At 37.3% G+C, this 24,952-nt stretch carries 20 protein-coding genes; 11 read left to right on the top strand and 9 right to left on the bottom strand.

Translation table 11 applies throughout. From position 1 onward, the window contains the following. Positions 1 to 5: 5 nt before the first annotated feature. The 3 genes from nuoC to ndhC all read right to left on the bottom strand — a co-directional run bounded on the left by nuoC (position 6) and on the right by ndhC (position 3,113). Complete coding sequence (gene nuoC, locus J678_RS17905; RefSeq protein ID WP_002050296.1) at positions 6 to 1,793, bottom strand: NADH-quinone oxidoreductase subunit C/D; 1,788 nt, start codon at positions 1,791 to 1,793, stop codon at positions 6 to 8. A gap of 84 nt (positions 1,794 to 1,877) precedes the next feature. After that, positions 1,878 to 2,555: a NuoB/complex I 20 kDa subunit family protein gene (locus tag J678_RS17900; RefSeq protein WP_002050353.1), complete on the bottom strand. Its 678-nt coding sequence runs from the start codon at positions 2,553 to 2,555 to the stop codon at positions 1,878 to 1,880. Between the two features lie 6 nt (positions 2,556 to 2,561). Continuing rightward, positions 2,562 to 3,113, bottom strand: a complete 552-nt coding sequence (gene ndhC, locus J678_RS17895) for an NADH-quinone oxidoreductase subunit A (RefSeq protein ID WP_002050273.1) — start codon at positions 3,111 to 3,113, stop codon at positions 2,562 to 2,564. 427 nt (positions 3,114 to 3,540) lie between these two features. Between ndhC and J678_RS17890 the strand changes: the two genes are divergently transcribed. Together J678_RS17890 and J678_RS17885 are read left to right on the top strand one after the other, a co-directional pair. Beyond that, complete coding sequence (locus J678_RS17890; RefSeq protein WP_017394178.1) at positions 3,541 to 4,962, top strand: sensor domain-containing diguanylate cyclase; 1,422 nt, start codon at positions 3,541 to 3,543, stop codon at positions 4,960 to 4,962. Between the two features lie 92 nt (positions 4,963 to 5,054). Then, positions 5,055 to 5,408, top strand: coding sequence for a hypothetical protein (locus J678_RS17885; RefSeq protein ID WP_002050462.1), 354 nt, complete (start codon positions 5,055 to 5,057; stop codon positions 5,406 to 5,408). A 21-nt stretch (positions 5,409 to 5,429) separates the two neighbouring features. On the opposite strand, the gene bfmS is transcribed toward J678_RS17885, so the two are convergent. Genes bfmS through J678_RS0104450 form a run of 3 tightly spaced genes read right to left on the bottom strand, consistent with a single transcriptional unit; the run spans position 5,430 to position 8,031 of the window. Beyond that, entirely contained in the window at positions 5,430 to 7,079 is a 1,650-nt protein-coding gene (gene bfmS, locus J678_RS17880; protein WP_031955847.1) for a sensor histidine kinase BfmS, read from the bottom strand. A 32-nt stretch (positions 7,080 to 7,111) separates the two neighbouring features. Next, positions 7,112 to 7,828 (bottom strand): response regulator transcription factor BfmR, encoded by a 717-nt coding sequence (gene bfmR / locus J678_RS17875; RefSeq protein WP_000076440.1) that lies wholly within the window; start codon positions 7,826 to 7,828, stop codon positions 7,112 to 7,114. Continuing rightward, positions 7,825 to 8,031: a hypothetical protein gene (locus J678_RS0104450; protein WP_017393245.1), complete on the bottom strand. Its 207-nt coding sequence runs from the start codon at positions 8,029 to 8,031 to the stop codon at positions 7,825 to 7,827. The genes bfmR and J678_RS0104450 overlap by 4 nt, the downstream gene beginning before the upstream one ends. 329 nt (positions 8,032 to 8,360) lie before the next feature. On the opposite strand from J678_RS0104450, the gene J678_RS17870 reads away from it, so the two are divergent. From J678_RS17870 to J678_RS17855, 6 genes are all read left to right on the top strand, one after another. Beyond that, positions 8,361 to 11,195: a ribonucleoside-diphosphate reductase subunit alpha gene (locus tag J678_RS17870; protein ID WP_004888625.1), complete on the top strand. Its 2,835-nt coding sequence runs from the start codon at positions 8,361 to 8,363 to the stop codon at positions 11,193 to 11,195. 105 nt (positions 11,196 to 11,300) lie between these two features. Continuing rightward, positions 11,301 to 11,618, top strand: coding sequence for a hypothetical protein (locus tag J678_RS0104445; RefSeq protein WP_017393244.1), 318 nt, complete (start codon positions 11,301 to 11,303; stop codon positions 11,616 to 11,618). 31 nt (positions 11,619 to 11,649) lie between these two features. Next, positions 11,650 to 11,778 (top strand): hypothetical protein, encoded by a 129-nt coding sequence (locus J678_RS23910; RefSeq protein ID WP_017393243.1) that lies wholly within the window; start codon positions 11,650 to 11,652, stop codon positions 11,776 to 11,778. Between the two features lie 328 nt (positions 11,779 to 12,106). Further along, positions 12,107 to 12,343, top strand: coding sequence for a hypothetical protein (locus J678_RS23985; RefSeq protein ID WP_017393242.1), 237 nt, complete (start codon positions 12,107 to 12,109; stop codon positions 12,341 to 12,343). Positions 12,344 to 12,449: 106 nt separating this feature from the next. Then, a complete protein-coding gene (locus J678_RS17860) occupies positions 12,450 to 13,733 on the top strand; it encodes a ribonucleotide-diphosphate reductase subunit beta (protein WP_017393241.1) in 1,284 nt (427 codons plus the stop codon). A gap of 851 nt (positions 13,734 to 14,584) precedes the next feature. Then, the gene (locus J678_RS17855; protein WP_017393240.1) at positions 14,585 to 17,416 is read left to right on the top strand and encodes a beta strand repeat-containing protein; all 2,832 of its coding nucleotides are present in this window, start codon (positions 14,585 to 14,587) and stop codon (positions 17,414 to 17,416) included. A 208-nt stretch (positions 17,417 to 17,624) separates the two neighbouring features. Here the strand turns inward: J678_RS17855 and J678_RS17850 are convergent, their stop codons facing one another. Next, positions 17,625 to 18,518 carry a PhzF family isomerase gene (locus tag J678_RS17850; protein WP_017393239.1) on the bottom strand — a complete coding sequence of 298 codons (894 nt, stop codon included), beginning with the start codon at positions 18,516 to 18,518 and terminating at the stop codon, positions 17,625 to 17,627. Positions 18,519 to 18,739: 221 nt separating this feature from the next. On the opposite strand from J678_RS17850, the gene J678_RS17845 reads away from it, so the two are divergent. Continuing rightward, positions 18,740 to 19,603 (top strand): LysR family transcriptional regulator, encoded by an 864-nt coding sequence (locus tag J678_RS17845; RefSeq protein WP_031996685.1) that lies wholly within the window; start codon positions 18,740 to 18,742, stop codon positions 19,601 to 19,603. Between the two features lie 419 nt (positions 19,604 to 20,022). Here the strand turns inward: J678_RS17845 and J678_RS17840 are convergent, their stop codons facing one another. Next, complete coding sequence (locus J678_RS17840) at positions 20,023 to 21,744, bottom strand: DUF262 domain-containing protein (protein WP_017393237.1); 1,722 nt, start codon at positions 21,742 to 21,744, stop codon at positions 20,023 to 20,025. 395 nt (positions 21,745 to 22,139) lie between these two features. Next, positions 22,140 to 22,739: a TetR/AcrR family transcriptional regulator gene (locus tag J678_RS17835; RefSeq protein ID WP_017393236.1), complete on the bottom strand. Its 600-nt coding sequence runs from the start codon at positions 22,737 to 22,739 to the stop codon at positions 22,140 to 22,142. 121 nt (positions 22,740 to 22,860) lie between these two features. On the opposite strand from J678_RS17835, the gene J678_RS17830 reads away from it, so the two are divergent. Both J678_RS17830 and J678_RS17825 read left to right on the top strand, forming a co-directional pair. Then, entirely contained in the window at positions 22,861 to 23,190 is a 330-nt protein-coding gene (locus tag J678_RS17830) for a darcynin family protein (RefSeq protein WP_017393235.1), read from the top strand. A 360-nt stretch (positions 23,191 to 23,550) separates the two neighbouring features. Further along, positions 23,551 to 24,945, top strand: coding sequence for a hypothetical protein (locus J678_RS17825; protein WP_017393234.1), 1,395 nt, complete (start codon positions 23,551 to 23,553; stop codon positions 24,943 to 24,945). Positions 24,946 to 24,952: the final 7 nt, after the last annotated feature.

Raw genomic sequence — 24,952 nt, 5'->3', positions numbered from 1 at the left:
ACCTCTTAGCGATCCACGTCAGCCATAACCACGTCAATGGTCGCCAGATAAATGATTAAGTCAGACACTAAACTGCCGTTAATCACTGAAGGAATTTGCTGTAAGTGAGTAAACGTCGGTGTACGGATACGAGTACGATAACTCATCGTTGCCTTATCCGAAGTCAAGTAATAAGTACTTGCACCTTTCACAACTTCAGTCATGAATGACGCTTCACCAGCAGGCATGACAGGACCCCATGACACGCTCAAGAAGTGCGTAATCAAAGTTTCAATATCTTGTAACGTCTTATCTTTTGGTGGTGGAACAGCCAATGGGTGATCCGCTTTATATGGACCAGAAGGCATGTTATCCAAACACTGTTTGATAATTTTGAGTGACTCAGTAATTTCACGGAAGTGAACAAGAACACGAGCGTAAGCATCGCCTTCATACTCAACTGGCACATCAAAATCAAAGTTTTCATAGCCACTGTATGGACGATATTTACGAACGTCGAAATCAATACCTGTTGCACGTAAACCAGTACCAGTTACACCCCATGCAAGCGCAGATTTTGCATCGTATTGAGCAACATTACGTGTACGACCAATAAACACAGAGTTTTTAAGCGCAGCTGTGTAGTATTCGTTGAGACGTTTTGGCATCCACTCTAGCAATTCTTTAACAAGTTTTTGCCAGTTATTTGGAAGGTCGTGTGCTGTACCACCAATACGGAACCATGCTGGGTGCATACGGTAACCCGTAATTGCTTCAACAATGTCGTATACTTTTTGACGGTCTGCGAACATATAGAATACTGGTGTCATACCACCGGCATCCTGAATTGCCGTACCACAGTAAAGTAAGTGGTTATTAATACGGAACAATTCGTTCAACATGACACGAATCACTTGTGCACGCTCAGGAACTTTAATTCCTGCAAGCTGTTCAACTGCCATTACATATGGCATGTTTTGCGCACAACCGCCCAAGTAGTCAACACGGTCAGTATAAGGAATGAAAGAGTGCCATGTTTGACGCTCAGCCATCTTTTCCACACCGCGGTGGTGATAACCGATATCAGGAACACAGTCTTTCACTTCTTCGCCATCTAACTGCAATACAATACGGAACGCACCGTGTGCAGATGGATGGTTAGGACCCAAGTTCAAGAACATGAAGTCTTCATCAGCGTTACCACGCTTAAGACCCCAGTCTTCAGGTACAAAGCGTAAATGTTCCTGTTCGAAATCTTGCTTCGCTTTGTCTTGCATATACGGCGTATATTCTGTCGCACGTGCTGAATATTCTTTACGAAGCGGGTGACCTTCCCAATAAGTTGGCAACAAGATACGACGGAGCATTGGATGCCCTTCGAAATTGATACCGAACATATCGTAAGCTTCACGTTCATACCAGTTGGCATTTGGCCAGATATTTGTCGCTGTCGGGAGGCTAAGATCATTTTCGTTCAAGGCAACCTTGATACGAATGTCACTATTACGCTCAAGCGATAATAAATGATAGAACACAGTGAAGTCAGATGCTGGTAAACCATCACGATGTTGACGTAAACGCTCATCCATCGCTGATAAGTCAAACAGCATTACATAAGGACGTTCCACTTTACGCAGGAACATGAGGACTTCTTGCACGCGTGCGCGCTCAACCCAGACTGTTGGAAACTCTTCAAAAGTCGCCTGCACATAGAAGTTCTCACCAAACTTGGTTTTGAGCTCTTCTACGATTGCAAATGCTGGGCGTGAATCAACTGGTGTTGATTCTGGCATAGCAATGTCAGTTTCAGCCATTGGCTTGGCTTCCTATTTAATACAAATTCTGTCAATTTTCTCGATGAACATATCGGTCAGATATGTCAAAACACCGTCAAAAAATTATTTAATCTCATCCATAGAGCGTAAGTTTTTAACGGCAATACGCTGCGCATTCTTACGATCACGTTCTGGCATCATCTTTGGCTTATACACTGGCTGAAGATCATCACCAATCACGGCAGAAAGCGGGCGTCGCTCTAATTGAATCTGGTCTTGCAAAAGCATTAACGCTTGAATTAATGCTTCAGGACGAGGCGGACAACCTGGGACGTACACGTCAACAGGAATAATTTTGTCTACACCTTGTACTACTGAATAGATGTCGTACATACCTCCAGAGTTTGCACAAGCACCCATTGAAATAACCCATTTAGGTTCTAACATTTGTTCATACAAACGTTGAATAACCGGAGCCATTTTTACAAAGCAGGTACCTGCAACAATCATCAAGTCAGCCTGACGAGGTGAAGCACGAATAACCTCTGCACCGAAACGGGACAAGTCATGCACGCCTGTTAAAGTCGTTGCATATTCAACGTAACAACATGAGGTACCAAAGTTAAATGGCCACAAAGAGTTTTTACGTCCCCAGTTTACTGCTGTATGCAAGACATCCTCTAAACGAGTCATGAATACGTTTTTATTCACTTCCTCTTCAAGCGGATCAGTCACAATTTGGCGTTCTTGCAATGGGTATTGATCAGCATCCGGATTCGCGCGGGTCAGAGTATATTTCATCCCGACTTACTCCTTTTCAGATGACAATGCAGGTGTAGTTTTTGACTTAACACGACCTGATGATTGGGCTGGAATCTGGCCAGTAGGGTCAGTTACGAGCTCTTCAATAGAGTTAAAGCGTGTAATTTCAGCAATGTCCATTGTTGGTGAACCGACTTTAATCTTCTCACCAGCTAATTTACGGCGATCTGCCGGTGCCCAACTTAAAGCACCTACAGAGAAGGCATAAACAAGCGCAATTAATAGATCAACGACAAAGATTACAACAGTGGTATATCCCAACCACCCTACTTCACGCACAGAAGTAGACCATGCATAGAGGTAAAGGGCCTCTAAGTCGAAAACCACGAAGAAAATTGCAACTAGATAGAACTTTGCAGACAGGCGAATGCGAGCGCCACCAGCACTCACGACACCTGATTCAAACTGCTCTTGCTTAGCACGTCCCCACGATTTTCCCCCGAGGAGTAAGGGAACTGTGAGCATAAAGACGCAAAGAAATGTAACGCCGATCACGAAGGCGATAATCGCCCAGTCGTATGGAGTAATGGCACTCATGCGGGGATAACTCCTGGCAGGCCTATTATTTAACAAAGAATGTATGTATTGGCCTTTGAATACACCAAACACAAAATTAATCCCGCCAATTGTACCTGATTTCTAATTTCGCATGCTAGTTGAAGCGTCTTAGTCTTTTGGATGATTTTCCAATCAAAAGTATTGTTCTATGTCTTGTAGAGGGGGTTTCACCGCTTATAATCGGTTTATTTGATAGTTTTCTTAGTTGTAATGATTTTTTTCATTTTTTGATTTTTAATATTATTTGCACAATTGCTCAATCGGTCAAAATAAACACCTTACTTTTTTATAATATTAGACGGTTTTTTATTGTATTCATCTTCCCCTCTGAATTATGATGAATGTTTAATCATGCATTAATATTTTATTACTCTTGGATAAGAGTGTTTATCATTAAGGGCAGCTGATGCCATACTCACTTCGTGAATTTTCATTTTCTTCTTCCCTGAAGTTTTTTTTCCTATTTACTCTCATTATTTCAATATGCTGCTTTATTGGAATTGCATCTCGCCCCCTTAGTTTTCTTGCATTTTTCTGGCCTGCTAACTCCGTATTTTTAGGTCTACTCATTCGATTTCCGCAAACACGACAAGTGGGTAGTTTTGCAGGAGCTTTTATCGGTTACATGATTGCCGATTTAGTTAAGGGCACTCCTCTTTTTCTCACCCTTATTTTAACTGCCTCAAATTATCTATATGTCGTCATGACATTAGCACTTGCAATGTTATTTGGCCGTTATATAAAAGCTGCGTATCGAGGCTATTCTTACTTGGTTTTATTTGCTCTGTGCGGTATTGGTAGCATAACCGGTGCTTTTTTTGCAGCAACTTTTGTACCGATGTTTAATACCAAATTTATGATTGGCAGCTTTTGGGCTGAGTTTGGTTATTGGGTTACATCAGAACTTCAAAATGCCTTACTGTTATTGCCAATCATTTTAAACTTCCCTCCTTATCTTAAAATAAAAAACTACATTAAAGGTAATCAAGTATATGTAAAGGCTGTTGATTTTCTGCCTTTATTGGCTGTCCTCATTTCAATAACTGTCAGTTATTATGACTCAGGTCCAGGTTCCCTACTCTATCCAATTGCCGCATTAATCTGGTGCGCTATACGCTATAAACCCATTATTGTGGCTCTCATTACTTCTTTTACGAGTGCGTATATTATTTATCATGTCTCTGGTCATTATTTATTACTGTATCCACAAGATTATTTAAGCAATACTATTTCTATCCGTATAGGGCTAATCATGATGACCATTGCACCACTTACTGTTTCCAGTATTAGTGCACTTCATTCTGAATTAATTCAAAAATTACAACATGCTATTGCCCATGATGAACTCACATCGAGTTTAACTCGACGTCAGTTTTTACAATCGGTTCGTTTACTCCAAGAAAAAGTACAAAAAGAACATAAAACCTCTGCATTTTTTATGTTGGATGTCGATCATTTTAAAAAGGTGAATGACAGTTATGGTCACTTGATTGGTGATAGAGCCTTACAAACCTGTGTAACCACCATACAAAATATTCTGCACCCTCATGACTTACTGGGTCGTTTTGGAGGTGAGGAATTCGCAATTTTTATTCCTGACACGACTAAAGAAGCTGCTTTTGAACTTGCAGAAAGAATACGCATTAAAATTAGTCAGCAACCAATATATGTTTATGGCAAATTACCTATTTTTGTACAGGTCAGTATTGGCATTAGCTTATATTCTCCAAACTACCACCGATCTATTGAAAGCTTGTTTAAAGAAGCAGATGACGCACTCTATCAAGCAAAGCGCCAAGGTCGTAACCGAGTTTTTATTTCTTTGTAATATTTTAAAGTCATTATCTAGTGTAATGAATTTTATACAATAACTTCTGTTTTGCCATGTATGCTAATAACAGATAATAAGGAGAAAAATGTATGAATCTAGAATATACGCATAAACCAGACTATTACTTGTTTGCACAATTACTCGTGCGACATATAGAAAGCTATATTCAAAAACACCCAGATGCAGATAATGCCATTTTTGACTTGCGAGATGTCTATGAAATTTTTAGACAAGATTTCGCGTCAACCACAACAAATCTAGAAGGCATTTTACATATTGCGGATTCATATAGAGTTGAAACTTTGAATGGAGACCAGCCTCTTATTCAAAAATATCAAATCGATGCTAAAAACAATTCGCTGTTAATTGACTTTAATACAGATGCGCTAAACAGTTTAAGAAGCGGGAAACCAATTTTAGAACCTGATGCCACTCAATTATAAATAAACCAATAAAAAAGCACCTTATGCAGGTGCTTTTTTATTTGCCTTTAATGGCGGCTGTTTAAAGCGATGTGCTGGCCACGTCATGACAAAACGTGCGCCTCCCAAGCTTGGGCTTTCATCTACTTTAATTTCACCACCAAACCAATAAGCAATACGGCTTACAATCGAAAGTCCTAAACCATACCCACCAGATGCACGTGTACGGCTATCATCTAAACGTGCAAAGGCTTCAAATACACGTTTACGATCTTGTTCAGGAATACCGGGACCATCATCTTCAACACAGACAAAAGCCATGCCATCGCTGTGAATACCGCCAGTAATACGCACTTTGTTATCACAATAACGAACAGCATTACCTACTAGGTTTTGTACAACACGGTGAAGGTAACGACGCTCTGCATCTACTTTCACATATAAAGGTGGTGGAATAAGCTCAATTTCTTTCTGTGTTTTTAACGCTTCGGTTTCAACAGCAACCTGATCTAACACTTCAAAGAGCACAATTTCTGCAAAATCTAGCGAAGGTGTACCCTGCTCTAGTTTTGCATAAGTCATGATTTCATCAATTAAGGTATTGAGTGCTTCAATATCTTTATCAATCATGTCGACCTGATGCATACGGTGATTGTAGTCATCTTCTTCGGCTAACATTTCTGTACCAAAGCGAATACGTGCAACAGGTGTTCTCAGCTCATGAGATACCGCTCTCATTAACTCACGTTGAGCTTCAATTAAACGCTGAATATGATCAGACATATTGTTATAACTTGAAGCCAAGTTTGCCATTTCGTCACTTCCTTCAATCGGAACACGCAATGACAAATCACCCGATTTCATACGGTTTAATGCGTAACGCACTTGGCGAATTTTGCGCTCTAACGGCAAAATCAAACCGTAAACACCCAAACTTAATAAGAACAGGCTAAATAAGGTAATCCCCGCCGAAAGCTGTAAAGGCATCCAGTTAAACATTGGAACAGGGCCCAACACTAACACTTGTGCCGGATGATTCGGGATTGGAGAGACAATCGAAATGGTCGTACCACGTACTGTTGCACTATCTTTGTACAACATGACACTTTGGTCTTGGCGTAAACGCCCAATCTGTTCAGAGTCCAGATTTACATCTTGAATGTTTTGAATATTGATTGGATATGAAAAGTGTTTTTGAATCTTGGCAAGGTACTCTTGTTCCTGCCCCGGATAAAACATTAAGTAGTCGAGTACAAAAATAGGAAGAGCCTTCATTTGGCGTTCACTAATTTTGTCGACTTTTATAGATAAGTAATGTTGTGGGTCGTCACGCAAACCAATAATGACATACGCAATGCTATTACTGGCATCGTAACGAACAACAGATTTTTGTGCTTCAATCCGCTTTTTCTCGGTTCGAGACAATTCAACCTTACTTGCATCAGTATAGTAAATTGGAAGTTCGAGCAAATCAGATGCATCAGAAATCCAATCTATCTTTTGCTGCTTCCCAGGTTGTCGAGCGACCCCTTCACTAATGACATAAGAAATACCATCAGTTAAAGATTCTCGGTATTCTTGTGCGCGTTGGTAGTTGATAATTTGTACCAGTAAATACCCAAAAACAGCCACCAAAACAACAAGAATTACCAGCCCCGCATATATTCGCAGGAATATACTGTGTTTAAACACTCGACCAACCTTATAGGAAGTTTAATCAGATTTTACAATCCATTGGTTTCTTTAACAAACAAGTAACCTTTACTACGTACAGTTTTAATACGTTTTGGATTTTCAGGATCATCGCCAATTTTTGGACGAATACGCGAAATACGTACGTCGATTGAACGGTCTTGACCGTCGTATTCGATACCACGTAAACGCTCGAAGATATCTTCACGCGATAAAATACGACCAGCGTTTGAAGCAAGCAACCATAACAAGTCATATTCAGCACTTGTAAAGTCAACAAGTTCACCGTTTAACGTTACAGAGCGGCCGCCATTGTCGATGACTAGGTCGTCAAACTCGATACGTTGAGCAACTTCATCTTCAACAGTTTTATCTGTGCGACGTAATAGTGCACGAATACGCGCTAATAATACACGTGGTTGAACTGGTTTAGCGACATAATCGTCTGCACCCATTTCTAGACCAAGTACTTGGTCCATGTCTTCAGTACGCGCAGTCAACATCAAAATAGGTTGATGGTAGTGTGGGCGAACTTCACGACAAACGGTTAAACCATCTGCACCCGGCAACATGACATCCAAGACCACAAGATCTGGTTGTTCACTAATAATACGACGAATTGCACGGTTACCGTCAGTTTCTACACCAACTTCCAAACCGTTGCGGATTAAATATTCTTGAGTTAATCGCGCTAAACGCTCGTCGTCTTCAACGATCAGAATCTTTGGTAACTTTTCTTCTTGGCTCATATCATTGCCCCTATAAATCTCATTACATGCATCTTAAAAATCTTGCAGATACATTCGTTTATCATTTGCAATATACACACGTTTACATTGTAAACAAGTAGGCGTTCACCAAACTGATACATGACAACCATGTTTTGTTGCATTTTATTAACCTTTGAATTTTCAAGTATTTTTGATATCTGTTTATTATTCTTATATGTCATAATCTATTCATATTTCCTATGTATGAATATTAAACAAATTATTTCTTAGATGAATTTAAATTCACTCAAGTGTTTGTTTTTTGAGTTATCCACAAAGTTATCTATAAGTGTTTTTTCATAGCTTTGGTATGCTATCTCCCGACAAATCATACAGATAAAAAATTACTAAAAAGTCAAGATTGATCTAGCTTAAAAAATCCCGTATCTTGTGTTGAAAATAAACTTTAACTACTAAGTCTTGTGTTTATCCCTCAAATATCGTGGCATGTTTTTTGCTCGGTTCAAACGGTCTATGAACATAACAAAAGTGACAATGGAGCTATGCTGGCATGAGCGTAATTACTTCGACTCCTGGTCAAATTCAGGTGATTAAGCGTACTGGAGATGTTGCTGCATTTGATGCAGAGAAAATTTCTGTTGCGATTGGTAAAGCTTTTCTTGCTGTGGAAGGTCAACAGAGTTCGGATTCAAGCCGTATTCATGACCGTATTACCCAGTTGACGGAAATGGTATTAAATACTTTTAAACGCCGTTTACCATCGGGCGGTACGATCCATATTGAAGAAATTCAAGATCAAGTAGAACTTGCTTTAATGCGTACTGGGGAACAAAAAGTTGCCCGCGCTTATGTAATTTACCGCGAACAACGTGCTAGCGCTCGTCAGCAAACAAATTCAAACCACCACCCTACCTTGCAAGTTACTGATGCAAACGGTCAGCTTCAACCACTTGATTTAAGTGCACTGAAAGCAACTGTAAATAGAGCTGCTGAAGGCTTAGAAGGTATTGAGGTTGAAGCAATTATCGATGAAACCGTTAAAAACTTATATAACGGCGTAAAAGAAAGCGATATTGCAACAACTATGATGATGGCAACACGTACACGTATCGAACAAGAACCTAACTATACATACGTAACTGCGCGTTTGCTCCGTGATGAGTTGGTCAGCACTGGTTTAGCATTCTTAGGTTTACCGGCAGATACAGCTGAAAATAATGCACTTGAAGCATTCTTGAAAAAAGGTGTAGAGCTTGATTTGCTTTCACCAGACTTGCTTAAGTTCGATTTAGAAAAACTAGCAGCAGCGATTCAGCCTGAACGTTCTAACCAGTTTACCTACTTAGGTTTACAGACTCTATTTGACCGTTACTTCATTCACTCAAACGGCGTTCGCTTCGAATTACCACAATTATTCTTCATGCGTGTGTCTATGGGTCTTGCACTGAATGAGCAAGATAAAGAAGAGCGTGCAATCGAATTTTATAACTTGTTGTCTAGCTTCGACTATATGGCTTCTACGCCTACCCTGTTTAACTCAGGTACATTACGTCCACAGCTTTCAAGTTGTTACTTAACAACGATTGGTGACGACCTTTATGACATTTATGGTGCAATGCGTGACAACGCGATGCTCTCTAAATGGGCGGGTGGTTTAGGTAATGACTGGACACCAGTACGTGCCTTGAACTCTTATATTAAAGGTACAAACGGTAAATCTCAGGGTGTTGTTCCATTCCTTAAAGTTGCGAACGATACTGCTGTTGCGGTAAACCAAGGTGGTAAGCGTAAAGGTGCGGTATGTGCGTACTTAGAAACTTGGCACTTAGACATCGAAGAATTTTTAGAACTTCGTAAAAACACAGGTGATGACCGTCGTCGTACTCATGACATGAACACTGCAAACTGGGTTCCTGACCTATTTATGCAACGTGTGTTTGAAGATGGCGAATGGACACTATTTACTCCATCTGAAACTCCAGACCTCCACGATTTAACTGGTGCTGAGTTTGCTGAACGCTATGCATACTATGAGTCTGTTGCGAAAGAACAGAACATGTTGCACAAGAAAGTACGTGCGAAAGACTTATGGCGCAAAATGCTTTCTATGTTGTTCGAAACTGGGCATCCTTGGATCACGTTTAAAGATGTATGTAACTTACGTTCACCACAACAACACGTTGGCGTAGTTCACTCATCTAACCTATGTACTGAAATTACGTTAAACACAAACCAAGACGAAATTGCAGTATGTAACTTAGGTTCGATCAACCTTGTTCAACACGTTAAAGGCGGCGTATTAGACCGTGAAAAGTTAGCGCGTACGGTTAAAACAGCAGTTCGTATGCTCGATAACGTTATCGACATTAACTACTACGCTGTACCACAAGCGAAAAACTCTAACTTGAAACACCGTCCTGTTGGTATGGGTATCATGGGCTTCCAAGATGCGCTTTACGAAATGGGTATGGCTTACGGTTCTGATGAAGCTGTGAACTTTGCTGACGAGTCAATGGAAGTGATTAGCTACTATGCAATCCAAACTTCAAGTGACTTGGCTGTTGAACGTGGTGCTTACTCAACATTTAAAGGTTCATTGTGGGATCAAGGTATCCTTCCAATCGACTCTTTAGAAATTGTTGCTAAATCTCGTCCAGAACGTATGTTCGAAGTTGACCGTACTCAACGTTTAGACTGGGACACTTTACGTGCCAAAGTTCAAAAAGACGGTATGCGTAACTCAAACGTAATGGCGATTGCTCCAACTGCAACCATTTCAAACATTTGTGGTGTTTCTCAGTCTATTGAGCCAACATTCCAAAACTTATATGTGAAATCTAACTTGTCTGGTGAGTTCACTGTTATTAACCCTTACCTTGTTCGTGCATTAAAAGACCGTGGTCTTTGGGACACAGTAATGGTTAACGACCTTAAACACTTTGAAGGTTCAGTACAAAAAATTGCTCGTATTCCTGAAGAATTAAAAGCAATCTTTGCTACTGCGTTTGAAGTTGAGCCACGCTGGATTGTTGATGCTGCATCACGCCGTCAAAAATGGATTGATCAAGCACAGTCTCTTAACCTTTACATCTCTGGTGCAAACGGTAAGAAACTTGACATCACTTATAAGATGGCATGGTTACGTGGTCTTAAGACGACTTATTACCTCCGAGCTTTAGGTGCAACTTCTGCTGAAAAATCTACAATTAACACAGGTGCGTTAAACGCGGTTAAACCTGCAACTGTAGAAGCGGCAGCACCTGCAGCAGCGCCAGTAGTAGAAGCGAAAAAACCTGAAGCAGTTGAAGAAGACGGCTTTACTCAAGCAGCTCCGGTTCCTATGGCTTGTTCAATCGACAACCCAGATTGCGAAGCTTGCCAATAATTAGCTTCTAAAGGTCTCTATATCAGAATAACGGCTACATTTGTAGCCCACTGATAATTCTTTAAACATGGGCTACATGTAGCATAAGTATCTAACAAGGTAATTATGTTTAAGAAAAAAGATTCCTTTAGCAAAAAGCTAAAGTTGACCGCTAAAGAAAAAAACACGCTAAACCGTCGCATGAGTCAAATAGAAGTAGTTCTGCTTTATTGGGTTCAAGTTGAAAGGAAATGTGTAATTCTTTATAGATATTTTATTTATTTGGGAGCGCTTATACTCCCAAATAAACAAACCAAGCAAAAACTTTATAAAATTGCTTTAGGATTGATTAAACAATTTGCTGTTTATATTTTCCTACCAAGCATTTGTAAAATTTTTACCGATATATTGGTAACGGCTTATTCAAATAACTTTATGTTGTAATAGAAATATTTGAATAGATAAAGGAAAGACTATGTATCATTTGACCGAAAATTATAAATTAGGACTCATGGTTTTAGTCTTTTCATTTATCTTTTTTTATCTGCCAATGATGTACGCTTTTTTAGCAATTCGTAAACAACGACGTAATCAAAATAAGTAAGTTTTCAAAAAAGAATTACTTATTTTGATTATGTAGAAATACATAATCAAATCTAAATTTGAAGATTGTAGATATTTAGAGCAATTTAAAATTTAGAAGGTTCTGAGAAAATGTTGGGGATACTGCAATATCCCCGCCATGTTTCTCAGATAACCAAGAACTTGGTTGACTGATAGCTTTCTTGCTAGAAAGTAAAACGAATATTCGTTCACTTTGGGCTATGAGTCAACTGTTAATTTTCATCAATTAACTAACACTTTGTTTTAAGGAGCATTAAAAATGCGATTAGAAAAAAGTAACATCTCGACCCAATTTGAAGGAGTATTGTATGCCGCTATGGTGTTTAAGTTACGATTTAAAAAATAAGACTCGCTCACATTATTCTAAAATATATCAATCACTTAGAAAATATGATTGCGAGAGATTACAACAATCGATTTGGTTACTTCGCACAACGAAATCGGTTGATGAAATTACAAATGATTTTAGGCATTGTGTTGATCAGAGTGACCGTCTTGCGGTTTTTCCAATCGACCAAAATTTGTTAAACGTTTTAAAGGAGTAAATACCCCTACCATTCATTAGCGATAATAAATGGTTTTGAAATAAAGAGAAGATTATAATCTTCTCTTTATTTCAGGGGTTCATTACTTACTAAGTAGGAGAATCCCATGTCCATTTTAAGTTGGGACGATTTTGAAGATGATTCGCAAAAACCGGCTGCACCTGAACACAAGTCTGCGCCCATCCAACCGGAAAAAACGTCTGATTCGCAGAATGTATCTGCTGCGCAGCCATCATCGCAGAGCTTGGCAGCTCCACAATCCGCTGGAACCCATTCCGTGCGATCAACAAATCCAACCGATTCAATGGCTCGAGCATCTGAAGCCTTAGAACATTTGGATGTTGCTCCTGGCCTGGAAGAGTTAGAAATGGGCGCGCAACGCGTTCAAGTTGACGACAAAGCCATGATTAACTGTCGCGCTGATTTGAACCAGCTTGTGCCGTTTAAATATGAATGGGCTTGGCAGAAGTATCTTGACGGGTGTGCAAACCACTGGATGCCGCAAGAAGTGAACATGAACCATGACATCGCACTTTGGAAGTCTGAAAATGGCTTAACCGAAGATGAGCGAACTATTGTTATGCGTTCTTTAGGTTTCTTCTCGACTGCAGACTCTTTGGTTGCGAACAACTTGGTATTGGCGATTTACCGTCACATTACTAACCCTGAATGCCGTCAGTACATTTTGCGTCAAGCGTTTGAAGAAGCAATTCACACTCACGCTTACCAATACTGTATCGAATCTTTAGGTATGGATGAAGGCGAAGTCTTCAACATGTACCGCGAGATTCCATCAGTTGCACGTAAAGCAGCTTGGGGCTTGAAATATACTCAATCATTAAGTGACCCTACTTTCCACACAGGTACGCCTGAAAACGACCAACGTTTACTTCGTAACTTGATCGCGTTCTACTGTGTACTTGAAGGGATCTTCTTCTACTGTGGCTTTACTCAAATTTTGAGTATGGGTCGTCGTAACAAGATGAACGGTGTTGCTGAGCAGTTCCAATACATCTTGCGTGATGAGTCTATGCACTTGAACTTTGGTATCGACATGATTAACCAAATCAAGATTGAGAACCCTCACCTATGGACTGCCGAGTTCCAACAAGAAGTCATTCAAATGATTCTTGAAGGTACTATGCTTGAAATCGAATATGCTCGTGACACAATGCCACGTGGCGTATTGGGTATGAATGCAAGCATGATGGAAGAATATTTGAAATTCATCTGTAACCGCCGTTTATCTCAGTTAGGTTTACCAGAGCAATTTGCTGGTGTAACTAACCCATTTGCGTGGATGTCTGAGATGATGGACTTACGTAAAGAGAAGAACTTCTTTGAAACTCGCGTAACTGACTACCAAACTGGTGGTGCGTTAAGCTGGTAAGTTTAATTTAGCATTTGCAATAAGAAAGCCACTCCTCTTGAGTGGCTTTTTTATCGCGAGTATTTTTAAATTTGATTTTAAACAATATTGAATTATTCACTATATAAATATGTTATTTTCACTTAAATAGAACTTTCTTCACATTAGGAACAAATAAATAATAGCCTTTTAATTTAAAAACAATAATACTGATACCAAAATATTTTATAGATAAAAACTAATAATATAAATATATAAAAAACTCTTGTTTTTAAAAAGTTTTTATAATTAAAACTAGGCGTCGGCTGACCCGCTTTTGCTTTTAAACGAATATAAACTCAGCCGACGAGCTAGATATACCAAATTATTTCACTAAAAACCAATATCAATACTATTATTTTACAAATAAAAATAGAATATTAATTTAAAAAATTCAAAAAACAAATATATCCAATTTAATTAATTGTTTTATTTAAAGAATAACAAACCACTAAAAACCGAATTAAAGAATTAAAACAAAAACAATGATTTATCAAATTAAAACCACCATAAAGAAGTAAAGTTATTTTTATTTCAATAATATAGATTATGTTTTATTTTATAATTTAAATAAAAATATATTATTTAATATTCATAAAATCCTATTAAGTTATCTCATATTTTGTGTTTAAAAATGTTATTAAAAATAACTCTATTTTTTATTTTATTGATTTTAAATATATTTAGATATGCTTCACATGACCAGTGACAGATTACACATCTTGACACCAAATAGTAAAAAATTAAATACTCTTTACCAATTATGTGCACAGAAGCACATAATCAACAAATAGTAATAAAAATATCTCAAACAAATCACATGGAAATAGATTATGTTAATTAAAAGTATTTTATCTTCGATTACTAAGATTATCCCACTTCCTGAAAATACTAACACAAGCAGTAGTTTAGGTAACGGCTCTGGTGACGGCCTACTGAACGGAATATCTTCGGGAAATGGTGAACACAACTATGGTATAGGAAATGGTATTGCTCATGACGCCAGTATTACTGCCCCAATTACCATACCTCTTAACCTTTCAGGCAATTCAATTACACTCATAGGTAATTCATCTTCAAGTTCAGTTAACACGTCACCAACGACCACTTCGAATACAGTTCATGACAACGACGTAACAAATAATGGTAATGGTTCCACTTTAGGTGCCGGTACAGGAAACGGCTCTGGCGATGGGCTTTTAAACGGTGCAGCTTCAGGAAATGGTGAACATAATTATGGTATTGGTAATGGCATTGCCAACGGTGCAAGTATTACTGCGCCACTCTCCATTCCTCTTAACCTAGCGGGTAATTCCATTACCTTAATCGGTAATTCATCCTCTAACTCAGTCAACAACTCTTCAACCAATACCTCAAATACTGTTAATAGTAACGACACCACATATAACGGTAATGGCTCGGGGGCAGGTAATGGTTCAGGCGATGGCTTGTTAAATGGAATTGGCTCTGGAAATGGTGAGCAAAATTACGGTATCGGAAATGGTATTGCCCAAGGTTCACATGTTACAGCCCCAATCACTCTTCCCCTGAACCTGTCTGGCAATTCAATTACATTAATTGGTAACTCATCTGCTAGTTCAGTTAACACATCACCAACAACTACTTCTAATACCGTTCACGACAATGACACAACCAATAATGGCAATGGCACGGTTACAAGTGGTGTAGGCACGCTTGGCAGTTCTGGCAATGGCTCAGGTGACGGCTTGTTAAATGGAATTGGTTCTGGAAATGGCGAGCAAAATTACGGTATCGGAAATGGTATTGGTAATGGCGCTAACATTACCTCCCCAATTACCGGAGTTTTAAACCTCTCTGGAAACTCTTTTACTTTAATTGGTAACTCTTCTTCTAGCTCAATCAATACTGCACCAACAACAACTTCAAATACTGTAAACGACAATGACGTGAAGAATAATGGAAATGGTGCAAGTGGTGTAAATGCACTTGGTGGCTCTGGCAATGGTTCAGGTGATGGCATTGGCAACGGCTTAGCTTCTGGCAATGGTGAACATAACTATGGTATTGGCAACGGGAATGGTAACGATGTAAATATTACTGCCCCACTGACAGGTGCACTAAACTTTTCAGGTAATGCTTTTTCACTGATTGGCAACTCTTCTTCTAGTTCAATTAACATTGCTCCAACCACAACGACTAACACAGTTAATGACAATGACGTGACCAATAATGGCAATACTGGAAACACATTAGGTACTGTTGGAGGTTCTGGAAACGGAACTGGTGATGGCTTACTCAACGGTGCAGCATCTGGTAATGGTGAGCACAATTACGGCATTGGTAACGGAAACGGTAACGATACCAACTTTACGTTTCCCTTCACTGGCGTACTTAACTTTTCTGGAAATGCGCTTTCAGGTTTCGGTAGTTCAACAAGCCACTCCTTAAATATTGCTCCAACCACCACAACCAATACAGTCAATGATAATGACACCATTGTTAATAGTAACTCTGGTGGACTGGGTAGTTCTGGTAATGGCTCTGGCGATGGTCTATTAAATGGCACAGCGTCGGGCAATGGCGAACACAACTACGGCATTGGTAACGGTAACGGCGAAGGTACAAACTTCACACTTCCATTTACTGGTGGTTTAAATATTTTGGGTAATGCTTGGTCTGGTATAGGTGGGACTTCAGCTCAGTCTATAAATATCTCACCAACCAACGCTTCAAATACAGTCAATGATAACGACATTACCCATAACGGTAATGCATCAGGTGGTGTGATTGGCTCTGGTGGTTCAGGCAACGGCTCTGGTGATGGCCTATTAAATGGCATTTCATCTGGCAACGGTGAACACAATTATGGCATTGGTAACGGTAATGGCGATGGTGCTGATATTACTGCACCTATTACCACACCAATAAATATATTAGGAAATTCCTCTTCATTGGTTGGTGGTGAAGGTACAGGCGATATTTTAAGCCCTATTACCAACGTCATTGGAGGTATTGGCGGCATCGGTGGCGATCTGGGCGATAACCCGCTGACAGGAATTATTCAAAGCGGCATAGATGTTTTACAAGGTGCTGAAAGCTTAAAAACCAGTCTGATCAATGGTGGTATTGATACCATTGCAGGAACGATTATTGGCGCATTCCCTCAGGCAGAACACCCTGTCGGTGATTTTGCAGACCTAGGCAAACTGCTTTTTGAAACTTCTCGTGATAGCGTCAACGGTACGCTTGAAGCAATTTCAGACCTTGCTGGAGCCGATCTAAATGGTGCGCAGAACTCAATCAGTGGTGTACTTAATACCCTAATTGCCAACGGTTCTTCAGCTTCAAATATTATTCAGCATATTATAAGTGATGATTTTGTGGCTCAGCATGGCGATCTGTTCGGTCCGATTACCAATATTATCGGAGGTATTGATAATGGAAATGACGGTTTCCTAGGTGGCCTTAATGATTTAATTAATATTAGCTATGGTGGTGCAGACAATAGTCAGCAAGTTGATGTAAGCGGTATTTTAGGCAATATTCTCGGCTCGGTCGGTTCAAATCAAGGTATTGCGGTGGGTGAACCTGACCCAACGGGTGGTAGTTTGATTCATACGATTTCACTTACCACACTAAATCAGTTAACTGACCAACTTTTACATGCTTTACCGACTGTCTAATTTATTGGTAAAGATATAAACCCTATAAAGCACCTTTCAAATCTTGAGTTTGGAAGGTGTTTTTCATTAAAGAGCTTTTGACAGATACGCTCATGCGTATAGACCATTAATCCAGATCTAAATAACCAAATACGGCCTTTTCAACTCGCTGTTGTAAAGAGAAGAAGTTCTTTAGAACATGCAAGAAATCATAATTTCTCAAAGATCATCAATCTTTTCCTGAGTAAAGTACTGAGCCAACTAGAACCGCTTGACCTGCAATACTGACGTGTAATATTGAATCTATTTTCTCAACTGTCACTAGAACTCGTCCCGGTCTTTGTATGGCTACACCTTGATATCCCCAATAACTTACTTTCTGGTCACATTCAATTAAATCGTGGTGAACAAGGTACGCTCCTGCTGGACCATTTGCATTACCAGTTACAGGATCTTCATTAATACCGATTGCAGGTGCAAACATTCGGCCATAAGTAATAGGTTCTTGCCTACTCCCTTCCAACACAAAGGGGAAAAAACCATTGCAACCTATTTCAGCACTAATAGCTTTCAATTTTTCATTATTTGGAATTAATTCATCGAGCTTATTTCTGCTCAGCATTGGCACCATCACCTTGGAATGCCCTGTCGTGACAACTTGTATTGGTAAGTCAGTAAAATCATTCACACTCACACCCAATGCGCTTGCGAGTTCAGCCCTTTGATTCGCATTAAAAGGTGGTAAAAACTCTACGCGACCTTGAGTCATTTTCACCAATAACTCTTCTAGACTTCCGAATATTGAAACGGGTAAATGACCTGCCCCCGTTTTTGCGATTAATGGGTAGTCTGATTGGTGGCCTGTAGTTGCACGTAAAAAATGAGTAGCGATCGTCGCATGTCCACAGATCGGGACTTCATCTGTAGGGGTAAAATATCGAACATGTATGTCATGGCTTTGATCTTGAGGTGATAAAACAAAGGCAGTTTCTGAATACCCTGCGAATGCAGCAATATCTTGCATTTCTTGCGTTGTAAATTGGTCAGCATCTAGCACAACCCCTGCTCGATTTCCTGTATTTGGTTGGGTGGTAAATGCATCAACTACATAAATGGTCGTCATGGCAGAACTCCTCTGTTGTTAATATTGTGATCTCAGAAATAGCTCCTGCCATAACCAGAAAATCTTATTTAATTGCAACGACACATGCCTTAACTCTAAAAGGTTAGTTGTCTCAAATAATGAGTTTTGAGTCCCTGTAGTGGTTGTTTGAATTGTATAAATCTAAACATCGGCGATACTATAGTTTTTATTGCAAACGCATTTTCTAAATATGGAAAGGTATGAACTGGGACGATACTAAAATTTTGTTAGCTATTGGGCGAACTGGCGGGGTGAGCCGCAGTGCAAAATTGCTTGGTATTAGTGTTTCTACCGTACATCGCAGAGCCGTTGAACTGGAGAAAAGCCTCAATGCGGTTCTTTTTTCCCGAGACAGTGATGGCTATACACTCACCCACGTTGGAAAACATTTTTTTTCTTTGGCTGAAAAAGCTGAAGAGCATTTAATAGCGATGGAACGTTACAATGATCAAGGGCAACAATCATTGTTCCGCATTGCTTTACCTGAGTTAATCGGGCAACAGTTGCTTCAATCAAAGCTAACAGCATTGCAACTGAAGCATCCAGATTTACAATTAGAAATTTCAACGAGTGTCGTTCCAGTTGATTTTTCCCGACGGGAAGCTGACCTTATTCTTCGACTTGTTCGTCCAGAAAGCGGGCGTTACATTATTCGACGCCTTGGCCAACTGGAGTATGGACTTTATGGTAGTAAGGATTATCTTGCCAGTTTCACAGAGCATGCTGAAACGGCTGATGATTTACTGAATCATCGTATAATCGGTTGGGACAGAAGCCTTCAATATACGTTTTTGGCACAATGGATGCGTGAACTCACCCAAGATGCAGCCACTGCTTTATCTTTTGATAACATGCACTCACAACTACGAGCAGTCATTGAAGGACAAGGAGTTACAGCCCTGCCTTGTTTTGTTGCAAAGGCTTTGGGTTTAGTACCTATACTACCTATGCAAACTTTAAAACAAGATGTGTGGTTAATGCGTCATTTAGATACTAAAGATAGTGACTATTCAACGTTGATTAGTGAAACAATTGAAAAAGAACTTCAAGAATATCTGTTGTGATAAACATTAGCTTTTACTCTAATTTTGAATTTAAAAAGAATTTTATGTTAAACCGAGTTATATCTCACTCAAGTTATACAGAGTGATTTTATTCAAAATGATTGGCGAGAACTATCAAATCTGCTCATAAAAAAGCCGATTTGTATCAAAATCGGAATTTTGCTTTTTTATAGTAGATAAAAATTTTTAACACTATGATTTTAAAATCTTTTTAAATATGGTCTCAGATCGCCCATTATGTTAAATGGAGTTATATATCTCCTATAATTTCAAATAAGGATTCCTTCAATTCTTTGAAAAAGGAATTTCTTGAAAACTTTAGAGTAGGTAGTACTAAATGAACTCACTCAATGTTCACCATCAACTTAATGGTTATAGGAACTTTGAGTGAGCTTAGATTTTTATTCCATTTCTAGTACTTATTTTAAAATTTCATAGAGTTTATTAAATAAGATATTTTTTCTTGCAATAAAGAATTTATCAAACTCAGTAATTGCAAAATCACATTCTAATGGTAGTAAATGATTTACTAAGAAATTGTCTTTAAGAGACTCTTTATCAATAGTTTCATTCTCAATCCATTTATCTAAAGGTAAATTATTTTTTGACATATTTTCATTTGAATCAAGCATTTGTAAGTTAACTATAGAGTTGTACTCTCTCCAACTGTATTTGGTTTTATCTTCATTAGATAAGTTTTTGAACTCATCTTTAGGATGTAAGTGATCTTTATGGAAAGAATTATTTTTATAATCTAAATGTGGGAATAATAAAGCCAATATAGAAAAGGATTGGGCTTCTTCGTATTGAATATTTAATAACTCTTCAATAAATTCACTTCCAATACTGATATCTTTTTTCACAAATGAAAAAATTTCTTGTATTGGGTATGAAGATGTGGTTAATTTTTCAGGGCTAAAAGCTCTTCTTATTTGGGAAAGTACAGAGTCAGACGTTCCACTAAAAAGTTGTTTTAATAGACTTATATGCAACCACTTTTTAATTTCAAGTCGTTGATTTTTATATTCAATTTTAGTGCTAAAATCTTTATAAATTTTATTATGGTATATCCAGTAAACTATTGGAAGAATAGAGTTTTTAGATGTTAATGTGTAGTCATTAAAGCCAAACCCTTTAAGTAAGTTGAAAGTTTCTAAGAGAGCATCTCTTATCTCATCCCATTTTTTCTCAAATAATTGAGCATTTTCTTTCGAGAAATTATTAACTTTGAATTTAATATCAGTGCTATATAAATAAAGAAAAGTCTTTAAAATTAAATCCTTACTCACACTAAAGCCTTTATCTCTGATGTTGTCTACTAATTGATGAATTTCTTTTCTAGCATCTTTTTTTTCCCAATTAGCAACAGCAATAGACATGATCAAGTCTGAAAAACTTAAAGGTTCACCACCACTGTTTATACGTATAAAAATATTTAAAGCTTTATCAATATTTTGATCTTTTTCTAAAAAGAAATTAATTAGTTTGTAGTCATTAATTGTTCGCTTAAGTTGGCGAATAGCTTTTCTTGCAAATGCTCCATTTAAGTTTTCGACAAAATTATCTAAATCTTCATCATTTGTTAAATTGAGAATTTCACCTACTTTAAACCAATTAACATTGGTACTTGATTTATATATTATTTGGTTCTTTGTATCTTGATTTCTTAAAAATTTAAACTCATATACTCTACCATCTTCTTCATTATTAAGTTCTTGATCTATATTCAAGTAAAGCTGTCTTGTTGGTATCGATACTTCAGTATTTTCCCATTTTTTTCTATATTCTTTATATGCAAAACTACCTTTTAAGCCTAAATATAAAGATGTTAGTCGCTGTTGTCCATCTAAAATTGCATTAAAAGATGTTAAACCATTTGTAGATATTTCATCATTATGCGTTTTATACCTTTCTCGATATTCAGATATAAATTTATAAAATTTATATCCTTTAGCTGTTTGTTCATTTACTTCCCAAAATAAAAAAGAACTAATTGGATAGTTTCTCATTATTGAATCGAATAACCATTCAACTTTGTGATGTGACCAAACAAATTCACGTTGTATTGCTGGTAGTAAATATTTGTTTTGATCTATATTTAGAATAGCTTCAGATATACTTATTGGGGTTTGGAATGACACAAGCAACTCTTTGAAATTAATAATATATGAATGTTAATTATACTTTATTTGTTAAGCTCTTACAGATACGAAGGGATAATTGATTTTAAGTTTAATTTTTCTAAAATTAACATAATACGCCTTATGCGAAATTTATTTTTTCTGATATAAATCATAGTCTTATTTTAAAAAATCCTGATTCATAGTACTTGGGCTGTTTTAATGATTTGTCACCTTTTAGGATTACTTTTTGATCAACTCTCAACAATTTCATGTAATCTCTATTAATTCTAAAGCAGATAAATATCTAATCTGAATCCTTCAGATGTTGTAAGAGTTACTAAACTTTTGAATTGCTGAAATAGAAAATGACAATTTATATGTCATATGACAAACAGAAACCATAGCTTATGTCCCTAGCTCAAATCCAAATAGCCAAATACAGCTTTTTCAACTCGCTGCTGTAAATGATTTAAATTACTTTCCCCTGCTATACCTGCTGCGTTAATTATTCCTTTACTTAAAGCAATTACATCTTGTGCGGCTATCTGCGCTTGTGAAATACCAGAGTGTATAAACAGATCAGAAATTATGGTTTCAAGCTCGTGTTGAAGCTCACTTTCCCCAACATCTTTTCCAATAAGTTCGGAAGCAAACTCTAGTGTTCGTGCCAACTGCGGACGGCTCAATTGATGTTGCACAGCGGCTTGTATGATGAGTTTTAATTTTTCTTTTAAGTTTGCGGCTTCATGTTGCTGTATGGCTTCAACGATACGATTTGAAAGTTTTGCACGCTCACGTCGAATTAACTCAACGATTAAAGCATCTTTAGATGGAAAGTATTGATATAGGCTACCAATGCTTACACCAGCAAGTTCAGCCACAGCATTTGTGTTAAATCCAACAAAACCTAAAGACTCTAAAATGCGAGCAGCCGCCTCTAAAATAGCTTCAAAGGTAGCCATAGAGCGTGCTTGACGCGGGCGTTTGCGGGGATCTGGAAGTGTTTCTGACATGGACCGAAATGCGAGTATTTAATGTGAGTAATCACTCATATACTGACTGAGTCATATTGATATGACAAGTAAATGCTGACTTTTCAGTTGAACTACAACTCGGCTCAGTCATGGAGTGGTTATGTCTAGAACCTATACTTTTTTTATTCATTTACGAGCTTTGCCTGCTTGGTTGGCTTTAGCTCGTGAAAAGCGGGCTGAGTTTAGTGCACAGAAGCTTGAACCGATTTTTGAAAAGTACTCTACTGTAAAAGTTCGCTGGTATGACGTTGAAGCGTTTAGCACTAAAGCGAGTGATATTGCTGTGTTTGAGACGACATCTTTGCAAGATTATTATTTTGTGATTGATGCGATACGAGACTCTGAGTTTTGTACAGTGCCCTACTTTGAGTTTGTAGAGATTATTCCTGCAATTGAAGATGGGTATGTGGAATATGAAAGTTCTTTATAAAGATTGTGAACTCTTTCAGCTTTTCAGAATGATTATACAATCTAAACTTATATAGCTAAATTCTTTTATAGGTACTACTTTAATAATAGTTCAACTTATTTGAATATAATTAAAAGTCAATAAACTGATAAGATCTAACTTAAATTTATAGAATTTTATGAGAAAAGCACTAGTTTATTTAGCCTATATTTGATTAAATACAAATAATTAATCTTAAAAGAATTTATATATTTTTTTGAGATTAATTGAATAATGATTAAACCAAAAATACATTATTCCTAAAACTGATACAATCAACTATTAATTTGTATTTCACTAGTTTTTTTAAGAAAATATATATCACTTAATTGGATACTTTTTATGGATAAAGAGATAAATATTGATCTTGCTTCTATTGGGGCAGATGTTACAAACATGAATAGTGAGCCTATTCCAGAAGATCTATTTTTAACTCTAGAAACTAGTATACTGCTATCACAGCAAGAAACGGTTAACTCATCCAAGCTATCCAGACTATTACAGGATGCCGATGGTGAATACCAATTAACAGCGTCAGGTGGGCAAGTAGACCTTAAAAATCCAATTTTTGTTAGAACTTTAGGTTTTAAACCTGAAAGAGAAGGAACTTTTGAATTAATTTATACTAATATTTTAGGTCAAGAAAGAAAAATTTTTAATTCTAATTTAAGTAATAATGAACGTATTGTATTTTCAATTAATGATGTTATAAAAAGATTCCAACTAAAATATGAAAGAAAACGTTTAGCTTTTCACAAAAAAACTATTATAGAAGATCTCAGAGTTTTTGGTTATGAGTTTGACACTGTCTTATCTGAACTAGATTATTTTCGACAAGTTATAGATGATAGAAATCAATACGAAGAAAAAATATCCCAATTAAAAAATAATATAACTGATCAGTTAGCTAAACTTACAACAAAAAAAGAAGAATATGATAAGTATCTTGAAGAACAGGATACGTATGAAACTGAATTGTTAGAGAATATTGATAGTCTAAAAGAACAAAAGAAAAATCTTCAAAACAATATAAATCAGCATAATGCAGAAATTGAATCTCTTAGTTCACAAATAACTGCAAAAGATAACCAACTATCAAAATTGAATGATGATTTTTTAGAGCTACAGAAACGCTCAAAATATTTAACTGAAGGTAATGAACGCCTAGAAGAAAGAAGAAAAGAATTAGAAAAATCGGTAAATCTATTTCCAGATAATCTGGAAGGTTTTGTAGCAAGAGCAACTAAAACTAAATGGACTTATGGTTTTTTAGCATTTATTCCTCTACTTATTTTAGGATTTATTGTGAATCTTTCTTGGGAGACTTTAAAGGATTTTACAGCAATATCAACCGTAGATACTTTCGAAAAAGCATGGATTATCTTAATTCAAAGATTACCTTTTACATTACTCATAATTACGTTGGCTTCAATGTGCTTAGCCTTTTTATATAAAATGGTTCGTCATTTAACTGAAATTCAACAGCAAGAGTTGAATTTATCAAAAATTAGTATGCTTGCACGGGATGTTTCTGATAGCGAACATAACTCTCTAGAAGAAGAAGTAATACAAAAACTACGTATTGATCGAAAAATGAAATTAATAAGAGAATTTTTAAATTCTGAGTTTAATAGATATCAAACATTTATTGATAAAGAGGAGCAAATTAAAGACACTAAGTTTATAAAAATAAACTTACCATTCAAAGTTCCTTTTACATCTAGAACTAACGAGTAAATTTCAT

Origin of the sequence: Acinetobacter sp. 1424608 (assembly GCF_000588255.1) — a bacterium.
GTDB classification, from domain to species: Bacteria; Pseudomonadota; Gammaproteobacteria; order Pseudomonadales; family Moraxellaceae; genus Acinetobacter; species Acinetobacter nosocomialis.
This window is presented reverse-complemented; position numbering and strand designations above follow the sequence as displayed.

What these genes read in the sequence shown, in the direction of transcription:
- J678_RS17855 (WP_017393240.1), top strand. Translation starts at nt 14,585, where the DNA reads ATGTTAATTAAAAGTATTTTATCTTCGATTACTAAGATTATCCCACTT.
- J678_RS17900 (WP_002050353.1), bottom strand. Translation starts at nt 2,555, where the DNA reads ATGAAATATACTCTGACCCGCGCGAATCCGGATGCTGATCAATACCCA.
- ndhC (WP_002050273.1), bottom strand. Translation starts at nt 3,113, where the DNA reads ATGAGTGCCATTACTCCATACGACTGGGCGATTATCGCCTTCGTGATC.
- J678_RS17860 (WP_017393241.1), top strand. Translation starts at nt 12,450, where the DNA reads ATGTCCATTTTAAGTTGGGACGATTTTGAAGATGATTCGCAAAAACCG.
- J678_RS17885 (WP_002050462.1), top strand. Translation starts at nt 5,055, where the DNA reads ATGAATCTAGAATATACGCATAAACCAGACTATTACTTGTTTGCACAA.
- J678_RS23910 (WP_017393243.1), top strand. Translation starts at nt 11,650, where the DNA reads ATGTATCATTTGACCGAAAATTATAAATTAGGACTCATGGTTTTAGTC.
- J678_RS17850 (WP_017393239.1), bottom strand. Translation starts at nt 18,518, where the DNA reads ATGACGACCATTTATGTAGTTGATGCATTTACCACCCAACCAAATACA.
- J678_RS17870 (WP_004888625.1), top strand. Translation starts at nt 8,361, where the DNA reads ATGAGCGTAATTACTTCGACTCCTGGTCAAATTCAGGTGATTAAGCGT.
- J678_RS0104445 (WP_017393244.1), top strand. Translation starts at nt 11,301, where the DNA reads ATGTTTAAGAAAAAAGATTCCTTTAGCAAAAAGCTAAAGTTGACCGCT.
- J678_RS17835 (WP_017393236.1), bottom strand. Translation starts at nt 22,739, where the DNA reads ATGTCAGAAACACTTCCAGATCCCCGCAAACGCCCGCGTCAAGCACGC.
- bfmR (WP_000076440.1), bottom strand. Translation starts at nt 7,828, where the DNA reads ATGAGCCAAGAAGAAAAGTTACCAAAGATTCTGATCGTTGAAGACGAC.
- J678_RS17890 (WP_017394178.1), top strand. Translation starts at nt 3,541, where the DNA reads ATGCCATACTCACTTCGTGAATTTTCATTTTCTTCTTCCCTGAAGTTT.
- J678_RS0104450 (WP_017393245.1), bottom strand. Translation starts at nt 8,031, where the DNA reads ATGACATATAAGAATAATAAACAGATATCAAAAATACTTGAAAATTCA.
- J678_RS23985 (WP_017393242.1), top strand. Translation starts at nt 12,107, where the DNA reads ATGCCGCTATGGTGTTTAAGTTACGATTTAAAAAATAAGACTCGCTCA.
- J678_RS17825 (WP_017393234.1), top strand. Translation starts at nt 23,551, where the DNA reads ATGGATAAAGAGATAAATATTGATCTTGCTTCTATTGGGGCAGATGTT.
- J678_RS17845 (WP_031996685.1), top strand. Translation starts at nt 18,740, where the DNA reads ATGAACTGGGACGATACTAAAATTTTGTTAGCTATTGGGCGAACTGGC.
- nuoC (WP_002050296.1), bottom strand. Translation starts at nt 1,793, where the DNA reads ATGGCTGAAACTGACATTGCTATGCCAGAATCAACACCAGTTGATTCA.
- J678_RS17830 (WP_017393235.1), top strand. Translation starts at nt 22,861, where the DNA reads ATGTCTAGAACCTATACTTTTTTTATTCATTTACGAGCTTTGCCTGCT.